This is a genomic window from Streptomyces sp. NPDC079020 (assembly GCF_044542225.1).
In the GTDB taxonomy this organism is placed as follows: domain Bacteria; phylum Actinomycetota; class Actinomycetes; order Streptomycetales; family Streptomycetaceae; genus Streptomyces.
In genome coordinates this window covers 17,961-41,806 of the sequence record NZ_JBITUB010000027.1, presented here as the reverse complement: position 1 = coordinate 41,806, position 23,846 = coordinate 17,961, and the positions used below count along the sequence as shown (strand labels likewise).

Annotated in this window: 18 protein-coding genes; 11 read left to right on the top strand and 7 right to left on the bottom strand. The window is 70.6% G+C overall.

Translation table 11 applies throughout. From position 1 onward, the window contains the following. Window positions 1-413 precede the first annotated feature (413 nt). Genes ACIGJO_RS34075 through ACIGJO_RS34065 form a run of 3 tightly spaced genes read left to right on the top strand, consistent with a single transcriptional unit; the run spans window position 414 to window position 3,301 of the window. Complete coding sequence (locus ACIGJO_RS34075) at window positions 414-1,175, top strand: iron-containing redox enzyme family protein (RefSeq protein ID WP_399964972.1); 762 nt, start codon at window positions 414-416, stop codon at window positions 1,173-1,175. Then, window positions 1,172-2,488, top strand: coding sequence for a pyridoxal phosphate-dependent aminotransferase (locus tag ACIGJO_RS34070; RefSeq protein ID WP_399964970.1), 1,317 nt, complete (start codon window positions 1,172-1,174; stop codon window positions 2,486-2,488). The genes ACIGJO_RS34075 and ACIGJO_RS34070 overlap by 4 nt, the downstream gene beginning before the upstream one ends. Window positions 2,489-2,533: 45 nt before the next feature. Further along, complete coding sequence (locus ACIGJO_RS34065; protein WP_399964967.1) at window positions 2,534-3,301, top strand: YitT family protein; 768 nt, start codon at window positions 2,534-2,536, stop codon at window positions 3,299-3,301. Window positions 3,302-3,329: 28 nt separating this feature from the next. Here the strand turns inward: ACIGJO_RS34065 and ACIGJO_RS34060 are convergent, their stop codons facing one another. Continuing rightward, the gene (locus ACIGJO_RS34060; RefSeq protein ID WP_399964965.1) at window positions 3,330-3,881 is read right to left on the bottom strand and encodes a MerR family transcriptional regulator; all 552 of its coding nucleotides are present in this window, start codon (window positions 3,879-3,881) and stop codon (window positions 3,330-3,332) included. Between the two features lie 191 nt (window positions 3,882-4,072). Here ACIGJO_RS34060 and ACIGJO_RS34055 point away from each other — a divergent pair, with 191 nt between their 5' ends. From ACIGJO_RS34055 to ACIGJO_RS34045, 3 genes are all read left to right on the top strand, one after another. Further along, complete coding sequence (locus ACIGJO_RS34055; RefSeq protein WP_399964962.1) at window positions 4,073-5,341, top strand: MFS transporter; 1,269 nt, start codon at window positions 4,073-4,075, stop codon at window positions 5,339-5,341. Between the two features lie 258 nt (window positions 5,342-5,599). Continuing rightward, window positions 5,600-8,014: a tetratricopeptide repeat protein gene (locus ACIGJO_RS34050; protein WP_399964960.1), complete on the top strand. Its 2,415-nt coding sequence runs from the start codon at window positions 5,600-5,602 to the stop codon at window positions 8,012-8,014. Between the two features lie 266 nt (window positions 8,015-8,280). Next, window positions 8,281-9,456 carry an ADP-ribosylglycohydrolase family protein gene (locus ACIGJO_RS34045; protein WP_399964958.1) on the top strand — a complete coding sequence of 392 codons (1,176 nt, stop codon included), beginning with the start codon at window positions 8,281-8,283 and terminating at the stop codon, window positions 9,454-9,456. Window positions 9,457-9,581: 125 nt separating this feature from the next. On the opposite strand, the gene ACIGJO_RS34040 is transcribed toward ACIGJO_RS34045, so the two are convergent. Then, the gene (locus ACIGJO_RS34040; protein ID WP_399964956.1) at window positions 9,582-11,192 is read right to left on the bottom strand and encodes a sodium:solute symporter family protein; all 1,611 of its coding nucleotides are present in this window, start codon (window positions 11,190-11,192) and stop codon (window positions 9,582-9,584) included. Between the two features lie 351 nt (window positions 11,193-11,543). Between ACIGJO_RS34040 and ACIGJO_RS34035 the strand changes: the two genes are divergently transcribed. Next, complete coding sequence (locus tag ACIGJO_RS34035; RefSeq protein ID WP_399964954.1) at window positions 11,544-11,675, top strand: hypothetical protein; 132 nt, start codon at window positions 11,544-11,546, stop codon at window positions 11,673-11,675. A gap of 4 nt (window positions 11,676-11,679) precedes the next feature. Here the strand turns inward: ACIGJO_RS34035 and ACIGJO_RS34030 are convergent, their stop codons facing one another. Next, window positions 11,680-12,462, bottom strand: a complete 783-nt coding sequence (locus ACIGJO_RS34030) for an SDR family oxidoreductase (protein ID WP_399965026.1) — start codon at window positions 12,460-12,462, stop codon at window positions 11,680-11,682. An 84-nt stretch (window positions 12,463-12,546) separates the two neighbouring features. Here ACIGJO_RS34030 and ACIGJO_RS34025 point away from each other — a divergent pair, with 84 nt between their 5' ends. Continuing rightward, complete coding sequence (locus ACIGJO_RS34025) at window positions 12,547-13,386, top strand: hypothetical protein (protein WP_399964952.1); 840 nt, start codon at window positions 12,547-12,549, stop codon at window positions 13,384-13,386. 171 nt (window positions 13,387-13,557) lie between these two features. On the opposite strand, the gene ACIGJO_RS34020 is transcribed toward ACIGJO_RS34025, so the two are convergent. From ACIGJO_RS34020 to ACIGJO_RS34010, 3 genes are all read right to left on the bottom strand, one after another. Continuing rightward, a complete protein-coding gene (locus tag ACIGJO_RS34020) occupies window positions 13,558-13,764 on the bottom strand; it encodes a DUF397 domain-containing protein (RefSeq protein ID WP_266922771.1) in 207 nt (68 codons plus the stop codon). A 224-nt stretch (window positions 13,765-13,988) separates the two neighbouring features. Further along, window positions 13,989-14,846, bottom strand: coding sequence for a helix-turn-helix domain-containing protein (locus ACIGJO_RS34015; protein WP_399964950.1), 858 nt, complete (start codon window positions 14,844-14,846; stop codon window positions 13,989-13,991). 257 nt (window positions 14,847-15,103) lie between these two features. Further along, entirely contained in the window at window positions 15,104-15,823 is a 720-nt protein-coding gene (locus ACIGJO_RS34010; RefSeq protein WP_399964948.1) for a GPP34 family phosphoprotein, read from the bottom strand. A gap of 193 nt (window positions 15,824-16,016) precedes the next feature. On the opposite strand from ACIGJO_RS34010, the gene ACIGJO_RS34005 reads away from it, so the two are divergent. Together ACIGJO_RS34005 and ACIGJO_RS34000 are read left to right on the top strand one after the other, a co-directional pair. Then, the gene (locus tag ACIGJO_RS34005; RefSeq protein ID WP_399964945.1) at window positions 16,017-18,641 is read left to right on the top strand and encodes a hypothetical protein; all 2,625 of its coding nucleotides are present in this window, start codon (window positions 16,017-16,019) and stop codon (window positions 18,639-18,641) included. Window positions 18,642-18,970: 329 nt separating this feature from the next. Beyond that, on the top strand, window positions 18,971-20,965 hold the full coding sequence (locus tag ACIGJO_RS34000) for an MFS transporter (protein ID WP_399965024.1): 1,995 nt from the start codon (window positions 18,971-18,973) through the stop codon (window positions 20,963-20,965). 158 nt (window positions 20,966-21,123) lie between these two features. Here ACIGJO_RS34000 and ACIGJO_RS33995 read toward each other — a convergent pair whose 3' ends face one another. Beyond that, a complete protein-coding gene (locus tag ACIGJO_RS33995) occupies window positions 21,124-22,791 on the bottom strand; it encodes a chitobiase/beta-hexosaminidase C-terminal domain-containing protein (RefSeq protein ID WP_399964943.1) in 1,668 nt (555 codons plus the stop codon). Window positions 22,792-23,311: 520 nt separating this feature from the next. Between ACIGJO_RS33995 and ACIGJO_RS33990 the strand changes: the two genes are divergently transcribed. Further along, window positions 23,312-23,773: a hypothetical protein gene (locus ACIGJO_RS33990; protein ID WP_399964942.1), complete on the top strand. Its 462-nt coding sequence runs from the start codon at window positions 23,312-23,314 to the stop codon at window positions 23,771-23,773. Window positions 23,774-23,846: the final 73 nt, after the last annotated feature.

Here is a 23,846-nt window from a genome sequence, read left to right as displayed (position 1 = left end):
CGTTCACGGGCTCGGAGCGGGAGAGTTCCTTCTGCCATTGATCGTGAAAGGCGATTCATATGCTCGATGCATCGACGCATCGATGCGATTACGCGGAGGATTTCCCGCGCAGGCGCGACGTCGCATCTGGCCGGTTGTGACCTGTTCCCGGTAACGGTCGCTGCGCCACAGTGGTCGCCGTCGGGCCGAAGCGGTCCTCGGTGATTACCGAGGGGAAGTTCCGGCAGCGATCGATCCTGGCTGCCCTCAACAGGCGAGCGACCACGGCTGCCACCACGACGGTCTCCGACGGTGGGCATCGCGCTCATCCGAACGATGGTTCCGGTAAGGCATTCATCCAATGGGTCGCGGGTCCGTCCGGGAATCTCGTGGGCCGCGATTCAGAACCTGTGTGCACAGGAGGCAGCCGCGCCATGAAGAACTCCACCGAAGTGGCAATTCGCGACCAGGTCACCGCACTCATCGATGACCTGGACAATCACGAGGTCTACGGGAACGAGTACTTCGCGTTCCTTGAGAAAGCACTGTGGGCCGCCCGGGACTACGACTTCCACCGCGCCAACTTCTTCCACCGGACCGAGGGCACGGTCAAGGGCATCGCCCATGTCTGCGCGCAGGCGGCGGCCCATGACGACCGCGACACGCTCGTCCTGTTCTCCCACATCCTCAACGAGGAGACCGGGAACGGCGATGCCGCGCACTGCCACGAGCTGCTGATGGAGAACTCCCACAACCTGTACGGCCGGCGCGAGTTCGGCCTGCCGCCGCTGCTCGTGCGGGAGGCGCGCGACAGCGACCTGGTCATCCCCGGGACGGTGGCCTACCGCGAGCGCACCCTGGAGCTGCTGACCAGCAACTATCACCGCATGCTGGGTGTGGCGATGGCCCTGGAGTCGCACGCGGACAAGATGCTGCAGGTCTGCCGTACGGCGTTCCGCAACAGCCGGAAGGAACTGCCCGCCGACGAGTTCGTGAACAGGGTCGAGGTCTACTTCGACGTCCACGTCGGGGACGAGGGCGTCGAGGAACGGCACGCCGCCGACGCGAAGCAGTGCGTCCTGAACAACTGCCGCACCGATGCGGACGTCTCCGAGATCGCCTACGGGGCGATGGAGACCCTGAACATCCAGCTGGACATGTGGAACGCGATGTACAAGGCCGTGGCCGCGAATTGAGTTCCACCGAGGGAAAGGCGGACCCCGTCGTCGTGCAGAAGAATCGCGGCATTTCCGATGCCGTCCTGCGTATTCCGGAATCGGCGACCCACGGGGCCGCGGCGAAGCTCGCCGCGCTCAATCGTGGGCTCGCTGCCGATGAGCAGTTCATCGATCTCAGCATCGGTGCGCTGGACACACCGACCGATCCCCGGATCGACCGTGGTGTGATCGATTTCATCCAGGCGGACTCCGCCACGATTCACGCGTTCGCGCCGATCAAGGGATTTCCGTTCCTGCTGGAGTCCATAGCCGCCCGGGTGGATCGTCTCCACGGAATCACGTACGACCCGGAGAGCGAAATCATGGTCACCCCGGGCGGTGTGAAGGGCTCGATCTCGGTGACCTTCCATGCGCTGCTCAATCCGGGCGACGAGGTCGTCATTCCCGTACCCAACTGGCCGCACTACGCCGATATGGTGCGGCTGCACGAGGCCATTCCGAAAACCGTCCTGGTCACGGCGGAGGACGGGCTGACCCCGTCCGCCCTGGAGGGGGCGATCTCCGAGCGGACCAAGATCGTCGTTCTCGGCGACTGCGTCAACCCGACGGGCAAGGTCTACTCGACCGGGGAACTGGAGGCGCTGGCCCGGACCGTCGCCCGGCACAACCTGCGGCGCGCGGCCGAGGGGGAAAGCCCGGTCCACGTCCTGTTCGACACTCCCTACGAGGCCCATGTCATGGGGCCCCGGGCCAGGACGTTCGCCGCCATCGACGTCCGGATGCCCGACGGCACGGACTGTTCCATGCGGCCGTGGACGGTCTCGGTGACCGGTCCCGGCAAGACGTACGGCATGCACGGCGACCGGATCGGCTATCTCTGCGGTCCGGCGGACATCGTGGATGCCTGCGCACGCGCACAGGTCAATCTCACCTCGTTCGCGTCCTCCTACGGCCAGGTCGCCACGCACATCGCGCTGCGGCCGGAGATGGACGAGGTGGCGACCGCCAGGGCGAAGGCCGCGCGCGCCAACCTCGAAGCGATGCTGGCGGAGATCGGCACGATCCCCTCTCTGCGGATCAACGAGCCGCAGGGGGGTTACTTCCTCTTCGCCGACTTCTCGGCCTTCGCCGACGCCTACCGGCAGCTGGGCCACAGCACGGCGGAACAGTTTCTGCTGGCCGAGGCGAAGGTCGCCACGATCAGCGGCAGCCATTTCGCGGAGGGCGAGCCACTGGACCATTTCGTCCGGATCAACTGCGGCAGGACGGGTACGCTCCCCAGCGAAGTCGGCGGGAGGATCAAGCGCGCCCTGGGCCGGCTGAAGCCCTGACGTGCGCCGGTGCGGGCAGGACGAGATCACACGGTAGCGACCGGAGTGGAGCAGGAGATCACGGACCGTTACAAGCACAGACTCCGGCGCCGCCAGGAGCAACGCGACGAGGGGCCGCAGGCGTCCCCGTCCCGCCCGTCCCTGCCGCCCCTCACCTACGTACCCCTGGGTGAACACCCGCTGAGACGCTTTCCCCAACTGCTCCTCGGTCTCGCCCTGTACGGGTTCAGCCTCTCGGCCATGGTCCGCACGTCCCTGGGCGTCAATCCCTGGAGCGTGCTGTACGAGGGGGTCGAGCATCACACGCCCCTGAGCTTCGGCCTGATCAGCGCCCTCCTCGGCGTCCTCGTGCTCCTGCTGTGGATTCCCCTCAAGCAGAAGCCGACGTTGGGCACCTTCGCCAACATCGCCGTCGTGGGGGCATCGTCCGACCTCGGCCTCCTGCTCATCCCCGAGAACCTCGGACTGATGACCCGGATCGGCCTGCTGATCGGGTGCGTGGTGCTCAACGGCCTGTCCGTCGCCGTCTACGTCGGCGCGCGCTTCGGCCCCGGCCCCCGGGATGGGCTGATGACAGGTGTGTCCGCCGCGACCGGGCTCTCCCTCCGGCTCGTCCGCACCATGATCGAGCTGACCGTGCTCGGCGTGGGCTGGCTGCTCGGCGGGAGAGCGGGTGTCGGCACGGTGCTGTACGCCGTACTGGTCGGCCCGGTCACCCAGTTCTTCCTGCCCTGGCTCACCTACCGGAGAAGCTCCGAACGCGCCGTGGACGTGGGCGCGGCGGGACCTCCGGGCCCGGCGGGCCGGGCCTGAGGAAGGGGGTACGGCGGCGGCGTCCGCCTCAGTGGGCGCCGCTCCCGTCCCCGGTGCCGCTCCGGGTGTGGGTGTTGCTCCCGTCCTGGGTGTCGCTCCCGCTCCGGGTGTGCGCGCCGTTGGCGTCCTGGGCGCCGCCTCCGGCCTCCGGCCAGAAGTCGGTGGTGTGCGGGGTGCCGTCGAGGGCCGCGTCGACCCGGCCACGGATGTAGCCGCCGGTCATCGGACAGTCCAGGGCCTTGTCGGTGCGGCAGCCGAGCATATGGGTGAGGACCGCCGCGGCGCGGTCGAGCTTCTCGATCCGGTCGAGCATCGCGTCCCGCTGGGCGGCGATGAGCGAGAGCCGGTCGTCGAGCTGCTCGCTGTCCACGATGGCGCTCGTCTCCGTGAGCGTGAGCATGCCGTCGTCGTGCCAGAGCTGGGCGTACGCGAGCCGGGCGAGATCCTCGCGGCGGTAGTGGCGGACGCGTCCCCGGCGCTCGCTGTGCTGGACGAGCCCGCGCTCCTCGTAGAAGCGGAGTGCCGCGACGGTCAGCCCGAACGCCTCCGCGACCTCGCTGATCGAGTACAGGTCCTTCATGGGGCACCTCCGCCCGGGGTTGCGCTCAAGTTTACTTGAGCGTGAACGCTGGAGGAGTCGTCCACCTCCGGAAGGTTCCCGTGTCCGTACCCTCTCCCGCCCGGCCGGCGGACCAGTTCGACCCGCCCTCACCGATGCCCGCTTCCTCGTCTCCTTCCCCTTCCTCCTCTTCGCGTACGAGGGCCGCGGCCGTGGTACTGGGCCTCGGCTTCATCCTGCTCAGCCTCAACACGCGTGTCGCGTTCGGCCAGTTGGGGCCGCTGGCACCCGTCGCCGGGTTCGGCACCGGGGCGCTCACCGTGCTCGGACTGCTTCCCCCGCTGTGCATGGGGCTGTTCGCGCCGCTCACGCCGTGGGTACGGCGTCGGCTCGGCGAGGAACGCGGCCTGTTCTGGGCGAGCGTTCTCCTGCTCGCCGGGACGGTCGTCCGGATGGCCGGCCTGCCCGGTCTGTTCGTCGGCACCGTGCTCGTCAGCATCGCCACGGCCGTCGTGAACGTGCTGATCCCGGTGTTCGTGCGCAGTCGGTTCGCCCCGCGCCGGGTCGGCGTGATGATGGGCGTCTACGCCCTGTCCATGGGGGCCGGGTCGGCCCTCGTCGCGGCGCTGATGGTCCCGGTCTGGCAGGCGTCCGGGCACTCCTGGCAGACCGCGATCGGCGTTGCCGTCGTCCCGGCGGCCCTCGCGGCCATCGGTATCGCCCCGCAGGTACGCGGCTCCGGAGCGTCCGCTCCGCAGGTACGCGGCTCCGGAGTGAGCGCCTCGCAGACCCCGGCTCGGGTGCGGAGCGGCTCCGTGGGGCAGCAGGGACAGGAGGGGCAGGAGGGGCAGGAGAGGCAGGAAGGGCAGGAGGGGCAGGAAGGGCAGGAGGGGCCGCAGAGGCAGCAAGGGCGGGAGGGGCAGCAGGGGCGCGGGCTCGTGTGGAGTCTGACGGCGTACTTCGGGCTCCAGACGCTGCTCTTCTACACAACGCTCGCGTGGCTGCCCGCGATCCTGGTGGACGCCGGGGTCACGGGGGCGACGGCCGGGAACATGCAGGCGGTGTTCATCGTCGGTGTCGCCGTGGGCGGCTTCCTCACCCCGGTCCTGGCCGCCGCGCGAACCGACCAGCGCCCCCATCTGCTCGGCATCGTCCTTGTCTGCGCGGGCGGTTACGCGGGCCTGCTCGCCGCCCCGGCCGCCGCCCCCGCGCTCTGGGCGGTCGTCCTCGGTATCGGTCTCGGCGGCGGGCAGGCCGTGGCCGGAGTGCTCTACGTCAAGCGGGGCAAGGACCACGAGCACGTGGCGGCGCTCTCCACGGTGGCGCAGACGGGCGGCTACCTCCTCGCCGCGGCCGGACCGGTCACCGCGTCCGTGCTGCACACCATGACGGGGACGTGGACGGTGCCCCTCGTCGTCTTCTTGGGTGTGCTGCTGCTCAGCGTCGTGGCGAGCCTGCGTGCCGGGCACGACCGCCCATGACGGCCACCGCCAGCCTCCGGCGGAACCCGCTTCCCGGCGGCCCCGGCGGAACCCGCTTCCCGGCGGCCCCGGCGGAGCCACCCCCGGCGGCCCCTGGCGGAGCCACCCCCGGCGGCCCCTGGCGGAACCGCCCCCGGCGGAACCACCCCTGGCCGGATCGCCCCCGACCGGGCCGCTCCCCGCGGAACCGCTCCCCGCGGAACCGCTCCCCGCGGAACCGCTCCCCGGCGGGACCTCGCCGCTGACAGACTGGGGCGCATGTCCGCAGCCACCCCGCGCCGCCTGTCCCTTCAGCAGATCGTCGAGGAGCGACGCCGTGCCGACTTTGTCGGGCGGGACGGTGAACTCGAACTGTTCCGGGGGAACTTCGAGGTACCGCCGGAGGATCCGCGGCACCGTTTTGTGTTCCATGTGCGTGGCAACGCGGGGGTCGGCAAGACGTTCCTTGTACGGGAGTGGCGGCAGGCGGCCAGGGGGTTCGAGGCGCTCACCGCGTCGGTCGACGAGAGCGCCGAGTCCATACCGGAGGTACTGGCCCTGATCGCCGCGCAGTTCGCCGCGCAGGGGCACCCGATGAAGGCGCTCGACAGGCTGCTGACCACGTACCGGCGCCGGCTGCACGACGCCGTCGCCGAGTCCGGGGCGGAAGGTGAACCGGCGGCGGGCGAGCCGTCCACCGGGGCCGTGGTCGCGGCGCAGGCCGGGCTGATCGCCGCCGGGGCGCTGCCGGTGGTGGGGGCGTTCGTCGGAGGGATCGACCCGGCGGTGGTGGCGCGCGGCGCGGGCGGGCTGCGGGCCGTGTTCGGCGGCCGGTCGCGGCAGCAGGACGACGCCCGGCTGCTGGCGGAGCCGGTACGTGTCCTGACGCCCGTGTTCGTCGCCGAACTGGAACGGGTCGCGGACGCCGTGCCGTGGATCGTGCTCTTCCTGGACACGTACGAGCGCACCGCCCCGCTCCTCGACGGCTGGCTGACCGACCTGCTCACCCCCGGCCGGTACGGGGCTCTCCCCGCCAACCTCGTCCTCACCCTCGCCGGGCAGCGCCGCCTCGACCCCGCCCGCTGGGCCGGCCACACCCGGCTGGTCGCGGACGTCCCGTTGGAGCCGTTCACCGAGCGGGAGTCGCGCCGACTCCTCACCGGACGAGGGGTGGTGGAGGAAGGCGTCGTACGCGAAGTGCTCCGGCTCTCCGGCGGGCTGCCGGTCCTCGTCTCCACGCTCGCCGCGAACCCCGGGGCGGTGGGCGACGCGAGCGCGAGCGCGGTCGAGCGCTTCCTGGCCGGGGAGAGCGACCCGGACCGCCGCGCCGCCGCGCTCGCCTGCGCGCTGCCCCGGCGCTTCGACGAGGACCTGGTGGCGGTAGTGGTGCCGGAGGGGGCACCCGGGGTGTACGCGTGGCTGCACGAGCTGCCGTTCGTCGCCGAACGGTACTCCGGGCGGGCCCGGTACCACGATGTCGTCCGTGCCCCGATGCTCCGCCTCCAGCGCACCGCGTCGCCGCAGAGATGGACCGAGGCCCACGACCGCCTCGCCGAGGCCTTCGCCGCGCGCCGGGACGCGGCGGCGGAGGGGATCGACCCGCGCAGGCTCTGGGCCGAGAAGCCCTGGCGCGACGCGGCACTCGACGCGCTGTACCACCGGCTCTGCGCCCGCCCCCGGACCGCGCTGCCCGACGCCCTGCGCGCCGGGATCGAGGTCTGCGGGCAGCATTCCCCCGCCGCCCCCCACTGGGCCCGGACCCTCGCGGAGGCGGGCGAGGACGCCGACAGCGCCGTTCTGCGCGACTGGGGCCGGGACCTGCTGACCGCCTTCACCGACCACGGCCCCGGCCCCACCGCCGCCCTCGGGCTCCTGCTGACCCGTGCCGAGCTGGACGACCGGGCCAGGTCGGCCGCCCTCGTGGCGCGGGCCTGGAGCCGCTTCCGGGCCCGGGAGTTCGACGCCGCCCTGTCCGACCACGGGCGGGCCACCGCCCTGAACCCGCGCAGCGAACAGGCCTACCAGGGAAGGGCGGTGGTGCTGCGGGCGCTCGGCCGCTACGAGGACGCCCTGGCGGATCTGGACCGGGCCGAGGAGATCGCCCCCACCTGGGCGTGGGTGGTGCGCGAACGCGGTGAGACGTACCGGCGGATGGGGCGGCTGGAAGAGGCCCTGACCGTCCTGGACCGGGCCCACGCCATGGACCCCTCCGACGCCGTGCCGCTCGGCAGCCGCGGCCTGGTGCGCCACCGCCTGGGCCGGCACGAGGAGGCACTGGAGGACTTCGACCGGGCGATCGCCCGGTGGCCGGAGTACGGCTGGGCGCTGGTGCGGCGGGCCGGCGTCCGCACCGTCCTGGGCGACCCGGTCGGCGCCCTCACGGACCTGGACCGGGCCGAGGAGCTGACCCCGGGGCTGGCCGGCACCGAGGGGGAGCGCGGCGAGGTCTACCGCGCGCTCGGACGCTACGAGGAGGCCGTGGCGAGCTACGGGCGTGCGCTGGAGCTGAACCCCGACTACGCCTGGGCCCACGGCAGCAGAGCCCTCGCCCACGAGGCCCTGGGCCGCCCCGCCGAAGCCCTCGCCGACCTGGACCGCGCACTGGAGATCGACCCGGACTACACCTGGGCCCGCACCCAGCGCGAAAGGCTGGCGGCGACGGTCCGGGCGAGCGGGGAGGAGCCGGGGAGCTGAGCCTCCGGGGGCCGGGTGCTGCCGGGAACGGGTACCCGAGGCAGCGCCCCGGACGGGATGCTCCGGGCGGCTTCTCACCGGGTCCACACCGCTTCCCCACAGATCAAAAACGACCTGCGGGACGTCCGTTCACATACCCACGCGTACTCGGATCCGCCCCTGAACCGACCGTTCCCGTTCGATTACAGTGCTGCGCAGCCGCACGGAGCAGCACAGCGTTTGGGACACGGATCGGCCTGCGTGACTGACGTACGGGGAGGGGCGAGGTGAGCACAGGGACCACGGCTGTCTGGGGCCGGGCCGAGCAGCAGGACTTCCGCAGCCGGGTACGCGGCGCCCTGCTCGGCGGGGCCATCGGCGACGCGCTCGGGGCCGCGGTCACGGGGCTCACCCTGGAGGAGATGCGCGAGGCCCACGGCGCCGAAGGGGTCACCGATTTCGTCCCCGCGGCCGGAATTCCTGTGCCGGGCACCCCCGCGCCCGGGAGTCCCGTGGCGGCCGGCTCCCCGTCCGGCAGCCGCGGAGCCGTCACCGCGGTCACCCAGCTCACCCTGTTCACCGTCGACGGGCTGATCCGCGCCCAGGTGCGGCGTGACACCGGTGCCTGGCATCCGCCCACCGATGTGCATCAGGCGTATCTGCGCTGGGCCGCGACCCAGCGCGACTGGGGGCCCGACGAACGCCGCAAGGACAACGGATGGCTGGCCGCGCAGGAGTGGCTGTACGCCCGCCGCGACCCCGCCAGGGAATGCCTCACCGGTTTCGGCGACACCACCATGGGCACCCTCGACCGGCCCAAGAACCCCACCGCCCGGGACGCGGGCGCGCTCACCCGGTCCGCGCCGTTCGGGCTGCTGGTGGGGTGGGAGCCGGAGCTCGTTCTCCAACTGGCCCTGGAGTGCGCCGCCCAGACCCACGGCCACCCGGCCGCCCAGCTCGCCGCCGGGGCCTTCGGCCTCCTGGTGCACGGGCTGGCCCGCGGCGAGACCCTGGACGGTTCCGTCCAGCACGCCCTGGCCCTGCTCGCGGAACGCCCCGGTCATGAGCCGGTCACCGAAGCACTGCGGCAGGCACTCGGCTCCGTACGCCAGGGAATCCCCGGCCCGGCCCTGATCGAGGCCCTGGGCGACACGGACACCGCGGAGGACGTCCTGGCCGTGGCCGTGTACTGCGCGCTGGTCGGCGAGGACATCCGGCACGGTCTGAAGCTCGCGGTGAACCACGGCGGGCCCTCCCGGGCCACCGGGGCGGTCTGCGGGGCCCTGCTCGGCGCGCTGCACGGCGAGACGGCACTGCCGCCGGCCTGGCTGTCCGAACTGGAGGGGCGCGCCACCCTCCTCGAACTCGCCGACGACTTCGCGATGGAGATGACCCAGGGCCCGGCCCTGCACAGCCCGACCGCGGCCGCCCCGGGGTGGCTGGTCCGCTACCCACGCGGCTGAAGTTGCCGAAGCCGCCGACACAGTCGTAGGGGTACAGGTACGGGTACGGCCACGGGGTGGACGCCGCCCGCGCCCGCCCCGTACCCCCCGTACCCCCGTACTCCGCAGCCCACAGCCCGTAGCCCCTAACCCTTCCTCGGTCCGTCCGGCACCGGTGAGCCGGGGGGACCGCCCTGGGCCGGAATCACCGCACCGGACGCCGGGGCCGGACCGTCGTCATCCGGACCGTCGTCGTCCGGATCTCCGTCGCCCCGGTTGACCTTGTCGATGACCGCGTCGCGTTCCGGGGTGTCCTCCGGTTTGGCGAAGCCGATCACGATGTAGAGCACCAGCGAGATCGCGAGCGGCAGCGCCACCTGGTACTGGAGCGCGACATCCGTCTTCACCGAGCCGTCGACGTTGTAGTTGGTGAAGTAGAACGCGAGCAGACCCGCCGCCCAGCTGACGAGCGCCGCCGTCGGTCCCGACCTGCGGAACGTACGCAGGAGCCCCAGCATGAACGGGATCGCGATCGGGCCCATCAGACCGGCCACCCACTTGATGACGACCGAGATGATGTCCTTGAACGTCGGTGAGTTGATCTGTGTCGCCAGCGCCATCGACAGGCCGAGGAAGGCCAGTGTGGACAGCCGGGCCGCCAGCAGGCCGCTGCGGTTGCTCCAGGTGCGGGCCGCCTTCGAGAAGACCGGGGCGATGTCGCGGGTGAAGACCGCGGAGATGGCGTTGGCGTCCGAGGAGCACATGGCCATCGTGTGCGAGAAGAAGCCGACGACGACCAGGCCCAGCAGACCGTGCGGCAGCAGCTGTTCGGTCATCAGCGCGTAGCTGTCCGAGGCGTCCGGTTTCTTCGCCTCGACGAGCAGCGGGGCCACCCACATGGGGAAGAACAGGACGACCGGCCAGACCAGCCACAGCACCGCGGAGAGCCGGGCCGAACGGGTCGCGGAGCGTGCGGAGTCCGTGGCCATGTAGCGCTGGGCCTGGTTCCACATGCCGCCGTTGTACTCGAAGGTCTTGATGAACAGGTACGCCAGCAGGAACGTCACGGTGTACGGGCCTGCCGTCGGGTCGGTGTGACCCTCGGGCAGCTTGTCCCAGACGGTCCACAGCGAGCTGAAGCCACCCAGCTTGCCCATGGTGATGACCAGCATGGCCAGCCCCGCGAACAACTGGATGATGAACTGGCCCAGTTCGGTGAGCGCGTCGGCCCACAGCCCGCCGACCGTGCAGTAGACGGCGGTGATGGCACCGGTGATGAAGATGCCCTGGGTGAGCGGGATCCCGGTGAAGACGGAGAGCAGGGTGGCGATGGCCGCCCACTTGGCGCCGACATCCACGATCTTCAGCAGCAGACCGGACCAGGCCAGGGCCTGCTGGGTCGGGATGTTGTAGCGGTCCTTCAGATATTCGAGCGGTGACGCGACACGCAGGCGCGAGCGCAGCCGGTTGAGCCGGGGCGCGAAGAGTTTGGCGCCGATCCCGATGCCGATGGCGATCGGCAGCGACCAGGTCACGAAGGAGGTGACGCCGTACTGGTACGCGATTCCCGCGTAGCCGGTGAACATCACCGCGCTGTAGCCGGACATGTGGTGCGAGATGCCCGACAGCCACCACGGCATCTTCCCGCCGGCCGTGAAGAAGTCGCTGACGTTGTCCACGCGCTTGTGCGACCAGAGTCCGATCGCGACCATCACACCGAAGTATCCGATGAGCACGGCCCAGTCGAGACTGTTCATGTGCCCCCTCCAGGGGTCCGCCTTGTGAACGGGTCACGCACTTCGTCAGTACGGCCGTTCAGCGGCGCCCCGTGCGGGAGTCGGGGACTTCGGGGATTGAACCGTCTGCCCGGTGTCCCGGTCAAGGTTGCATGTGATCAGAAGTGTGAACACCGATCAACAAGGCGAACGATTTTGCGCGTTCTTGACCCTGTGAGGCGTTGTCGTGGACACGATCAATCCCACACGATGGGCGGGCACTTCGTCAGGCCGCGCAGAGAAACGGACGTGCGTCGGGAGAGAGCGAAGCGACCGCACGGGATGCGGGTCCCGTGCGGCGGGGAGAGGGGGCGCGCAGGGATACGCGCAGGAATGCCGGTACGCAGGTACGCCGGTAGGCCGGTGCGTCGTTACGTCAACGCCTCGTACGCCTCGTACGCCTCGTACGCCTACGCCTACGCCGGCACGCCGGCACGCCGGGACGCGGACGCGCCGGGGCGATGAAACGTCAGCGCATCAGTTCCCCGGCGTTGACCAGCAGTGACTGGCCGGTGATGGCCCGTGCCCGGTCCGAGGTCAGGAACGTGGCGGCCTGTGCCACATCCTCGTCCGTGGCCAGTTCGGGCAGCGCCATCCGATCGGTGAGCCGGGCCAGCACCTCGGCCTCCGGTACGCCCTCGGCGTGCGCGGTGAACCGGACGTACGCCTGCACCGGCGGTCCCCACATCCAGCCCGGCACCACGGTGTTCACCCGGATCCGGTGCGGTCCCAGTTCCCGCGCCAGCGAGTACATCGCCGAGGTCAGCGCCCCCTTGGACGCCGCGTACGCCGCCTGCCACACCTGTGACGGGGCGGCCACCGAGGACTGCGTGCCGATGACCACCACCGAGCCGCCCCGCTCCTTGAGCGCGGGCAGGCAGGCCCGGGTCATCCGCAGCGTGCCGAGCAGATTGACATCGATGACCGACTGCCAGGTGGCGAAATCGGCATCCTCCAGACCGCCGAAGTAGCTGTCCCAGGCGGCGACATGGACCACCGCGTCGATCCCGCCGAACCGCTCCGCCGCCAGTGCTGCCAGCGCCTCGCACTGGCTCTCGTCCGTGATGTCCGTCGCCAGACGGGCCGTGTGCCGGCCCTCCGGGTCGATCTCGGCGGCCGACCTGGCGAGATTCGCCGCCGTACGCGCCCCGAGCACCGCGTTGCCCCCGTCCCGGACGACGGCCTCCGCGATCCGGTGCCCGAGCCCGGCCCCGACGCCCGACACGATGACGGTCTTCCCCGCGAGCAACATCGGCGCCTCCCGGCTCTGGCAGTTCATCTGACGGAGCGTCAGAGTAGGTGCCCGAGACCCAGGACGGAAGGGGAAGGGAACGGTATGAGCGACGAGACACGCAGCGATCAGTACGCGGAACTGGCGGCGGTGGGGCCGTACGGAGTCCACCCGGGGCACGCGCTGATCACCATGGTCGAACCGCATCCCGGCCATGAGTACGCGTACAACCGCTGGTACGAGGACGATCACTACTACGCGGGCGCGATGGCCATGCCCTGGATGGCCGCCGGGCGCCGCTGGGTGGCCACCAAGGAGCTCCAGGAGCTGCGCTACCCGGAGAAGTCCGCGGTCGCCCGGCCCGTCGGGGCGGGCTGCTACCTGTCGACGTACTGGGTGACGGACGGGCGCTACGACGACCACATGAAGTGGACCGTCGGGATCAACAAGCGGCTCAACCGGGACGGCAGGGTCTACCAGGACCGCACCCACGTCTTCACGGCCTTCCAGGACCACGAGGCGACCGTCTACCGCGACGGGGCCGCCGGCCCCCGGGACTTCCACGCCCTGGACCATCCCTACCAGGGCCTCGTCCTTGAGGTCATCGACGCCGAAGACCCGGAGCGGTGCGCTCAGTTGCTGGAGTGGCTGCGCTCACGGCATCTGCCGAAACGGCTCCACGGGTCGCCCGCCGCGATGGTCACGGTCTTCCGGCCCACACCGCTGCCCGGTGACCGGATGACGTATGTGAAACAGGTCGAGGGGGTCGGGACCCGTCTGACGCTGCTGTGGTTCCTCCAGGAGGACCCGCGTGCCTGCTGGGCGGAACACTTCGCCGGACTCGGGGAGGCCGTCGCGGAATCGGGCCTGGGGCGGGTCGAGTTGGCGGCGCCGTTCATTCCCACGGTGCCGGGGACGGACCGGTACGTCGATCAGCTGAGGTGACCGTGGCGGGTGCCGGTGAATGGGCCGGGCGGTGATGGATCGCCCGGGCGGTGAATGGGCCGGGCGGTGAGTGGACCGGGTGGTGAATGGGCCGAGCCCCCTCGGCCAGGACGGCGAACCAGTCGAGAGGGCTCCAGTCAGATGGTGCGTCGTGACGGGTGGTGCAACGGGTCAGGCGTTGATGGAGCCTGCGGCGACATCGCGCACGAACGCGTTCCACGCACCGGGGACGAAGGTGATCGAGGGGCCCTCGGGGGCCTTCGAGTCACGCACGGCGATGGACAGAGCGACCGGGGACTTGACCTCGACGCACGCGCCGTTGCCCCCGGAGTACGAAGACTTCGTCCACATTTCCGTAGCACCCTGAAGAATAGCCATGTTCACTCCGGTTCAGAGAGATGGGGGGAGTCGCGCCAACCTGCTTCCGATTGGCGTGATCGACGCTACTCGCCAACTCCGTTGTGTGAAGTGGCCGTTCACTCGACCGGATGGCATATTCCATGCGGGTCTTCCGTCGTGAGGTGGCGACGGTGTACTCTGCCGTCGCCTCTCCATCGGCAGCATTCCATTTCTCGCAAAACAGGCCTTGCGGCTGTCCTGTTTCAGCTGGTGTACCGCTTGGCCATCTCGCTGATGAACTGCCGGGTCTGCTCCACATTCAGCGACTGCGCCCGCAGATGTTCGTACATGACGCTGTAGCGCTGTACGTCGTTCGCCTTCTCCAGGTAGAGATCGCTGGTGACGCCCTCGATGTAGACGACGCTGGAGTCCGCGGCGTCCGGGAACTCCAGAATCGCGTACTGCCCGTTGATGCCCGGGTGCGCGCCCATGTCGAACGGCAGCACCTGCACCGTCACATGCGGAAGTTGGGACTGCTCGACGAGGTGTTCCAGCTGCTCGCGCATCACCTGCTTGCCGCCGACCATCCGGCGCAGCGCCGACTCGTCGATCACCGCCCACAGCCGCAGCGGATGCTCGGGCGCGTTGACCCGGTCCTGGCGTCGGGCGCGCACACTGACGCGCTTCTCGATGTCGGACGGCGGGGTCTCCGGAAGCGCACCGTTGATCAGCGCCTCGGCGTAGGCCCGGGTCTGCAACAGCCCGGGGACGACCTGGGGTTCGTACACCCGCAGCGACTCCGCGTCGGTCTCCAGTCCGATGTAGACGCTGTACGGGATGTCGCCGAAGGCGTGCCACCAGCCCTGCTGGCGGGAGTCCTTGGCCATCTGCATGAGCGAGTCGACGACCCGGACGTCCTCGACCTCGTACACCCCGCACAGATCGCGGACGTCGCGCTGGCTGATGGAACGGCGGCCGTTCTCCAGCCGGCTGATCTTCGACTGCGAGACCAGCAGGCGCTCCGCCACCTCCTCGGCGGTCATACCCTTGATCTCGCGAAGGCGGCGCAACTCCTGGCCCAATCGGCGTCGCCTGACAGTGGGATTGACATGGGACGGCACGGAAACGGCACCTCCGGCTATGTAGCTGTGCGTATCTACTGCTCAGCAGATTGCCACCCCCGGCACCGGCCGCGCTGGGAAACGGCAACACGCAAGCGCGCGGGGCAGCCGGTGGATCCGGCTGCCCCGCGCGTGGTGCGGCTCCCGAACCGGGCCTCTGGGGGCGTCGGTGCGGCGGTATGCGTAGGTCCGTGCTCGTTCCGTGCTCGTTCCCGTACGGTGCGCTGTGCGGGGTCCCGGACAGTGCACCGTACGGTTCAGTGCGCGGCGGTCTGTGCCATGCTGCCGCGGCGCGACTGCGCTTGCGGTTGCAACGGCATGCCCGCTGCTTGCTGATTGCGGCGCGGCTGTACGGCCACACCGTTCTGGACGTCCATCACGGCATGCGCCACGAGTCCGCCCATCGGGTCGTGTCTGATCAGGTCCCGGAGCCGGGAGCGCGATGAACGCCCCTCGTTCCCGGGGTACAGGTGCTTGCCGAGTCCGACCGCGTGGGCCAGTGCGGCGAGCGCCGCGGTCCGCGGGTCCGGCGGTACGCCGGTGCGGATCGCACTGTCCAGCCGGGCTCTGATGTCCCGGCTGATTGCCGTGTCCGTCGCCTGGTAGCGAGTCGTCGGCAGTACTCCGCACATCTGGCCCGCCACGGCATGCACCATGCCGCACCGCTCCAGATGGGCGAGATAGATCTGGCGAAGCCCCAGCCGGGGTCCGCCGATCCAGTGGACGGCCCGGACCGGGCTGCCGCGACGGCGCAGCAGTTCCAGTGCGGAGTCCAGAGTCGGATCTCCTGTCGGCCGTGGCATCACCACGGCGATACGATCCCCGTCAGGGGCTATCCGTCCTGCCAGAGCCAGCTCTACTAGCTGTGCCCCGGCCAGGCCGAGGTCGAGCGACTGCGGCTGCGCTGTGGTACCCGTGGTCGGGTCCAGAGCGAGCAGCAGAAGCTCCTCCGGAATTGTTCTGCGGCTCCTGCCCATCCATGCCTCCCCGCGTGGATGAATGACAGGGTGACCCCTCTCACATTGGTCTGTCGAGAGCGCCTGACCGCTATATATGGGAACCAGTAGGTATGTCGTTCTCGTCTAGCAGCCCGGCCAGGGGTTCACACAGGACACTGGTAGATGGTTCGGACAGCGCGGGGTTGCCCCCGCAGCGCATGAGGAGGCATCGGTGGCGGGCGAGTCCCCCGACAAGTCGGAGCAGCAGAAGTCGTCGGGGACGGCTCCGGAGGAACGTGACCCCCGTCTCGCCGTGTTCCGTGAACCGGCCGCGCAGGCGGGCGTGAGCCCGGAAGCGGAGGTGGATGCGGAAGCGGACGTGGACGCGATTACGGATGCGGACGCGGAAGCCGCCAAGGACGCGGAAGCGGGTAAGCACGCGGATACGGGTGCGGATACCGGGAGCGCGACGGACAGGACGACGGACAACGTGAAGGACAACGCGACCGCGGTTTTCCGTACCCGGCCCGCCGCGGCGGTCGGGGACGACGCCGACGTGACGCCCGCTGAGGCCTCCGCGGCCCCTGAAGGGGGCTCCAAGCCCTCGGAGGACGCCGAGAGCCCTGTGGCGTCCGGTCCGGACGGCGAGGCCTCTGGGGCGGACGAGGCGGACGAGGCTGCCGTGACGGGCGAGACTGTGGTGGCGGACGGTCCGGGTGAGGTCACCGGGTCCGGTGAGGCCGAGCCCGGCGAGTCCGACGCTGAAGCCGAGCCCGGTGACGCGCGGCTGCGTGCCGCGGTCGTCGCCTGGGTCGGGGACGGCGCGGGCGATGCGGACGACACGGGCGAGACCTCGGATGCGACCGCTTCCGACGACGAGCCCGCGGCCGAGAACGGGACCGCGCCTGAGACCGAGGCGTCCGACGAGGCGTCCGGCGAGGTCAGGGTGCCGAAGACCCGCGAGGAAGTGGCCGCCCCGGCCTCGGAGTCCGACGCGGCGAAGGAATCCGGCACCGGCACCGGCACCGGCACCAGCACCGGCGCCGACACCAGCACCAGCTCCGACACCAGCACCAGCTCCGGCACCGGTGCCGGTGAGGACTCCGACGCCGGCGGCGAATCCGTTTCCGCCGAATCCGTGTCTGCCGGAACCGCGTCCGACCAGCGAGGAATCGATCAGCCCACCGCTGTCTTCAAGGCGCCCAAGCAGGCGCAGGTCGACCACCCGACGACCGCACTGAAGATTCCGCCGCGAGAGGCTGCGCCGAAGAGCGGCGAGGGCTCGAAGAGCCGCGAGACCTCGGAGACCCCGGCCGAGCGGACCAGCAAGTTCGTGCCGCTCCGCTCGGACGACGTGCGGCTCGCGCCCGCGCCCCGCAAGCCCGAGCCCGCCGCACCGGCGGCCGGCGCAGCGGCAGCCTCCGGGACAGGGACAGGGACTGGGACAGGCGCAGGCGCAGGCGCGGGGTCCGGCGCAGGGGCCGACGCGGGTGCCGCCTCCGGGGCGAAGCCCGCCCCCAGCCCCGGCCCGGCCTGGGCCGAGCCCGAGCGGACCCGGCAGCAGCCGTTGCCGCCCAAGCCGCCGCTCGACCTGCTCGCCGAGCTGACGAACACGCCTCCGCCCCAGGAGACCCCCGTCCGCACGGCCGTCCGCCGGGTCAAGATCTGGACCCCGCTGGTCGTGCTCCTGTTGATCGTCTTTGCGATCGTGCAGATGGTGCGCCCGCTGCCGACGCCCACGCTCCAGCTGACGGCGCAGCCGACGTACACCTTCGAGGGCAGCAAGCCCGAGCTGCCGTGGCCGGACCAGGGCCAGGGCTACATGGCGGCGACCGGGCTGGGCAAGGTCGACTCGTTCGGTGAGCAGAAGCCGGTGCCGATCGCGAGTGTGGCCAAGGCGATGACGGCGTACATCGTGCTCAGGGAGCACCCGCTGAAGCGGGGCGAGGACGGCCCGATGATCGAGGTCGACGCCAAGGGCGAGTCCGACGGTCAGCTTTTCACCGAGGGCGAGTCCACCCTGGACACGGTGAAGAAGGGCGACAAGATCAGCGAGAAGGACGCGCTGTCCGCCCTCATGATCCCCTCGGCGAACAACATCGCGCGGCTGCTGGCGCGCTGGGACGCGGGTTCGGAGAAGGCGTTCGTCGAGAAGATGAACGACACCGCGAAGCAGCTCGGCATGAAGAACACCACCTACACCGACCCCTCCGGGCTCAACGCCACGACGGTGAGCACGGCCGAGGACCTGGTGAAGCTGGGCGAGAAGCTGGTCGAGATTCCGGCGCTGATGGACATCACCAAGCTGCCGGAATGGAAGGACCCGTCGGGCAAGCTCTGGCGGAACTACAACACCCTCGTGCCCTTCGACGGAGCGCTGGGGATCAAGACCGGTTCGACCAGCAAGGCGGGCGGCAACCTGCTCTTCGCGGCGCACAAGATGGTCGACGGTACCGACCAGTTGATCGTCGGCGCGGTGCTCGGCCAGTACAGCGACACCTCGATCATCGACGCGGTCAACGCGGCGAGCAAGAAGGTCATGATCGCCACGCAGGACGAGTTGAAGGGCGCGAAGATCGTGAAGAAGGGGCAGGTCGTCGGCACCGTCGACGACGGCCTCGGCGGTACGACCCCGGTCGTGGCCACCAAGGACGTGCAGGCGGTCGGCTGGGCCGGTCTCACGGTGAAGCTGGAACTCACCGACGGCGGGAAGACGGTGCCCCACTCCGCGGCGGCCGGAACCGAGGTCGGCACGCTGACCGTGGGTGAGGGCGCCAGCCAGGTGAAGGTGCCGGTCGCGCTCCAGAGCGAGCTGACCGAGCCGGCCTTCGGGAAGAAGCTGAGCCGGATCGGCTGATCCGGCGAAGCCGCGCCGGTCGCGGCGGAGGGGGCCGATCCCGGCACCCCCCGCCCGGCCGCGCACGTGTTAGCGTCCCCGGGCAACTTGGGACGCCGGGACAGCGTCCATGAAAGGTACGGGGCCGGCGGACGACGGGGAGAGCCGTAGTGACCACCGCGGAGCCGAAACCCGGCCGCGAGGCGGACAGCATCACTGACAACGACGCGGGGAGCAGTGGGGACAGCGGGAGCGGCGAGAGCTCACCCGTCCGTGTCCGGCTGCCCGCCCCACGTGCTGCCGGAGGCGCGGCCGAAGGCGCCACCGCGCCAGTGACCGGCACCGCGCCAGTGACCGCCACCGAGCCCGTTGCCGGCGAAGATTCCTCGACCGGCGACGATTCCGTGGCCGGCGCCGAGCCCGTATCGACCGCCGTGCCCGGCGCCGAGTCCGCTCCCGAGCCCGTGACGACCGCCGAGTCCGCTCCCGAGTCCGTAGCGACCGCCGCGTCCGTAACCGCCACCGAATCCGCTTCCGACGACGGCCGCGGCGCATCCGCTCCCGACGCGGGCCGCGGCGCATCCGCGTCCGGCGCCGGTGGCGCGAGCGGCGCCGCGCCGCGCCACAGCCGTCTCCGGCGGACGCTGCGGCATCCTGTCACCATCGCGACGGCGGCCGCGGCGGTCACCCACGTGCTGTGGTTCTTCTTCTTCGCGAACAGCGGCGGCGACATCGCGGCGCAGGACGCCTGGGCCGAGTTCGTCGGCCGGCACCCCGGCACCGCGTACAACCTCGCCTGGTACGGGGGCATGCACCCCGTCTCGTACAGCGTGGTCTCGCCCTATCTGATGTCGGTGCTCGGCGTCCGTACGACGATGATGGTCGTCGGTACGGTGTCGGCGGCGCTGACCGCCATGATCCTGGTCCGGGTCCGGGCCGTCCGTAACCCGCTGGCCTGCTCGCTCGCAGGGGTCTTCGCCTATCTGTGCAACGCGCTGTCCGGGCGCGTGACGTTCGGGCTCGGCATGATGTTCGCGGTCGGTGCCGCCGCGGCCGTGTTCTGCTGGCCGTACAAGTGGCGCTACAAGCGGTGGGCCAAGGCGGCCGTCGCCGCGCCCCTGGCCGCACTCGCCACCGCCGCCAGCCCGGTCGCCGGGCTCTTCCTCGGGGTGGTCGCCGCCGCGCTCTTCCTCAACAAGAGGCGCCCCGGCGCGTACGCCCTGGGTCTCGCCCCGGTCGCCGTGGTGGCGCTGTCCTCGTGGCTGTTCCCGTTCTCCGGTACGCAGCCGATGTCGGTCGGGACGCTGTCGCTGCCATTCCTGTTCGCCGTGATCGTCTTCGTCCTCGTACCGCGCGAGTGGAAGACGGTCCGTACGGCGGCGGCCGTGTACGGCGTCGGGACGCTGCTCACCTACTTCGTCGACTCGCAGATCGGGTCGAACGTCACGCGCATGGCGATGCTGTTCGCCGGGGTGACGCTGCTCGCCGCCCTGCCGTACACGGCTCCCCGTACCCGCCGCTGGTACGCGCTGGTGATCGCCTTCGCCGGGCTGAACTTCTGGATCGGGTTCAAGGGCGTCGACGACATCGTGCGTACGGCCCCGACCGCGTCCTGGGCCCGGGAGCTGGCTCCGCTCGTCAACGAACTCCAGGAGGCGGGGGCCGAGCGGGGCCGGGTCGAGGTGGTGCCCGCGAGCAGCCACCGGGAGGCGTCCGCACTCGCGCCCTACGTCAACCTGGCCCGGGGCTGGAACCGCCAGGCCGACATGAAGCGCAACCCGCTCTTCTACGACGACACCCTGAACGCCATGAACTACCGCGAGTGGCTGGACCGCTGGGCGGTGCGCTACGTGGTGCTGCCCACGGGCAAGCCGGACTCCAGCGGTGCGGTGCAGGAGGCGGCGCTCGTCGAGAAGGGCCAGCCGTACCTCAAGGAGATCTGGGGCGACGAGAACTGGAAGCTGTTCCAGGTCCTGGAACCGGTGCCGATGGCCGACCCGCCCGCCACGGTGGAGCGGGCCGGCGCGGACGAGCTGACCATCCGGGTGCGCTCGGCGGGCCGAGTACTGATCCGGATCCCGTACTCGCGCTGGCTCGCCGTGGTCGACGAGGAGGGCAAGGGGCTGGAGCGGCCGCAGGAGACCGAGGAGTCGAAGCAGCGGTCGGAACAGAACGAGGACGCCCCGAAGACCTTCGACAACGCGAACGGCTGCCTGATCCAGGTGGAGGAGGACTCGCAGGGCGACGAGTGGACCGAGCTGCTCGCCCCGCGGCCGGGTGTGTACCGGCTGGCGGCTCCGTACCAGTTGCAGCCCGGCACCCCGTGCCCGGAAGAGCTGCGCTGAGCCGCTGAAGCCGGTTCCCCGTCCTGCTGCTTCCCCTGTGCCTGCCCCTGCCCCTGCCCCTACGCCTTTCCTCCCCGGCGTTGACGGCTGGGAAGGGGGCGGGGGCAGGGAGCAGGAAGCAGGGGACGGGGGACGGGGCACTGGGCCTCCCCCTGCGATTACCGGCGGAAGGTCAGCGAGGCGGCCGGGGACGCGTTCCCGTACGCGTCCACGGCGACGGCCTTTGCCACGTACCGGCCGCCCTTCACCGCACCCGGGACAGGGATGTCGAGCGTGTTCGGGCGGGGCGTGAAGGAGAAGTCGGACAGCACCTTGGAGGACACGACCGGGGCGCCGGTGGACGCGTCGGTGATGTCGACGTTGTAGTGGTGCACCATCTGGTCGTCCTCGGCCTGTGCGATCCGCACCGCCGTGCCGCCCTTGGGGGTGTGTACCTCCTTGAGGGGCTTACGGGTGGTGAACTCCGGCGCCACGGTGTTGCGCGTGGCGGCCGTGTACCGGAAGTTGTCCTTGATCTCCTGGTTCGTCGAGCCGTTCAGGCGCACCGTCCAGGTGTCACCGCTGAGGGTGCCCGCGCTCGCGTACGGCGGCTGCCAGTTCGCCGACCACTGGCCGCCGGTGTAGATGTCGTGCTTGTCCGCGGCCATGTTGACCCGGGCCATCTCGGTCCGGTCCTTGTAGACCTCGACGAAGAGCGCCTGTGCGGTCGGCGACTCGAAGCGGTTGGCGAGACCCTCGTCCGTCACCATCTGGTAGCCGTGGTCGATCTCGATGTAGCTCATCGAGCCGTCGTTGACGGAGGTGAAGTCGCGCTGGTGGATGGAACGGTCGTCGTTGATGTTGAGGTGCGAGTGGCCGGAGAAGAGGACGGCCTGCGGGAAGGCGCTCAGGTCCTCGGCGAGCCGCGGGTTGGAGGCCTGCTGGCCGTCCATCGTCGTGCCGGTGGTGGGCCGGTGGCCCTGGACGAAGACCGGCTTGCCCGCGTTGGCGGGGTCGGCGGTGATCGCGGCGAGCCGTGCCTTGAGCCAGGTGCGCTGGGCGGTGCTGGAGTCGTACGTCTCCGTGTTGACGGTGAGGACGGGCAGGCCCTTCACCTCGGACTCGTAGTAGCCGCCGCCCGAGTCGGGGAACCAGGCCCTGGGGTAACCGGCCCGGATCGCGGCGAGGCTCGCGTCGTGGTTGCCGTTGGAGATCAGCAGCTGGGTGTCGGTCATGCCCTTGCGGGCGAGGTTGGACCGGAAGACCTCGGAGACGATCTTGTGGTCGGGGCCCTTGCCGTCGCCGTTGTCGTTGATCATGTCGCCGTTGGACAGGATCGCGTCGGGCTTCGGGAAGATCGATCCGATGGTGTCGAAGAAGCTCTCGTACTTCTTGTCCGCCGTCGCGTGGCTGCCGATGTGCCCGTCGGACATGACGACGAACTTGGCGATCGGCTTCTCGCGGGTCTTGATCAGGTAGCCGTACGACACCGGGACGCTCGCCTTGTTGCCGCGGAACGCGACGGCGGTGACGTTGGTGTCCTTCGCGATCCGCAGCGGCCGGCCGGAATGGAAGGCGCGGCTGCCGCGGGTCGGCGTCGTCCCGTCGAGCGTGTAGCGGACGGTGACTCCGCGCTCGGCCTTGAACTTCAGCGAGACCGCGTGCTCGTAGCGCCCGCCGGGCACGCTCACTCCCGGGGCGGCGGGGGTGCCATGGCCGGGCCTGTGGGAGTGGGCCTGGACCGAGGCCTCGGCCTGCGCGGGCGTCCGGGCGGGGGCGGCCTGGGCGGCGACGGGGGAGACGAGTGCGACGGAGGTCGCGGCGATCACGAGGGGAGCGAATCTCACGGGGGTGCCTGCCTGCTCTCTGTGCAACGATCCGGTAACCGGTATGCACCCATGAGGCTAGGCAGCCCGCACCAGCCCTGAAGGGTGTGCGGCTGACCGCCGGGTGAAGTGCCCGTGAATGTCCGGCACTCGCCGGTTCGGCGGTTCGGTGGTTCGTCGGCTCGGGGGTTGCCTGTCGCTTCGGCCGGCGTACGTGGCACCGGTCGGGTGGGATGGTTCCGGTACGCGGCAGGGGTCCCGGTACGGCGGGGCGCGGCGGGGCGGTGATGACCGGGTGGTGACGGCCGGGGGGCATGGTTCGGTGGGGGCCGAAGTGTCGCGCACGTACCGTCCGAGCATGAACACGTACGGGGCGCCGCAACGCGCAGGGGACGCTGAGCCCGTTTCCGCTTCTCCTTCCACTCCCGTTTCCCCTCCCCCCGCCCCTTCCGATTCCCCGTCCGCTCGGGGGGCTGCTCCGGTCGTTGAGGAGGAGGCCCCCGCGACGGACGAACGTGACCCCGCACGCGTCGTTGTGGAGATGGTCGATCACGTCCTCGCGCTGGCCGGGACCTGGACGTCCTGGGACGGCACGCCCATCACGGCGGGGGACCGTGTCTACACCCCGCACAAGGCGGTGCGCCGGGTCGCCGACCACCTGATCGACCATCTCGCCGAGATGGAGGCCAGGTTGGCGGGCGAGGCCACGCGCCCCGACCACTGGCACGCCTCCGCGACCACCACGGAGGCCGACCTCGCCGCGTTCCTGCCGGCCGATCTGGACGAGGCCCGGAGCCGCCTGGTCCGGCTGGCCCGGATCTGGGCGAACCGGCTAGACACCCTGACCCCCGACCAGTTGGACCGGTCACCGGGCACCGGCTGGACCTTCCGCCAACTGGCCTTCCACACGGCGGAGTCCGCGTACTACGCCGATGCGGTGGGCGACCTGCGCTCGACCGACCTGCGCCCGACCGACGTGCGCTCGACCGACGTGGGCGACTGACTTGTGGGTCCGGCCTGTGGGTCCGGCCTGCGGGTCCGGCCTGCGGGTCCGGCCTGTGGGGACGGGTAATGCG